Genomic DNA, 599 nt, shown 5'->3' on the forward strand with positions numbered 1-599 from the left:
GATCTACACGTCGGGTTCGACCGGGCTGCCCAAGGGAGTGATGGTGGAGCATAATTCTTTATTGAATCTATATGCGTATTTTTTAAAAAACATATACTCTCACTTTCCTAAAGATGTCAAAGTAGCGCTTAATGCAAGTATTTCTTTTGATTCATCTGTGAAAATGTTGTTCTCTTTATTATATGGTTGTTCGCTATCTATTCTTCCCCAAGACATCAGATTAGATCTGGATGCATTGATTGGGTTCGTTAAGAAGTGCAATATTGATATTTTAGACTGCACTCCAGTTCAGCTTAATCACTTAATTAAGGAACTTCCAGGTCCTGAGAAAAAACCTTTAACTTTATTTGTTGGTGGCGATGTAATACCAAAAAATACGTGGGAAGATATAGTTAATATAAAAGATTTGAATGTTTACAACGTTTATGGCCCAACGGAATGTACTGTAGACTCAACCATTGCGCTGATACAATCTGTAACTACCATCCCAATTATTGGCCGTCCAATAGCCAATACGCGGCTGTATCTGTTAAATGAACAGCGGCAGCCGGTCCCGCTGGGGGCTCCGGGCGAGCTTTATATCGGCGGCGCTGGCGTGG

At 40.9% G+C, this 599-nt stretch carries 1 protein-coding gene; it reads left to right on the plus strand.

From position 1 onward, the window contains the following. Nucleotides 1–40: 40 nt before the first annotated feature. Nucleotides 41–599 (plus strand): AMP-binding protein (locus GJV78_RS22750; protein WP_230979230.1); only part of this gene is annotated, 559 nt, incomplete at its 3' end.

The organism is Intestinirhabdus alba (genome assembly GCF_009711095.1).
GTDB classification, from domain to species: domain Bacteria; phylum Pseudomonadota; class Gammaproteobacteria; order Enterobacterales; family Enterobacteriaceae; genus Intestinirhabdus; species Intestinirhabdus alba.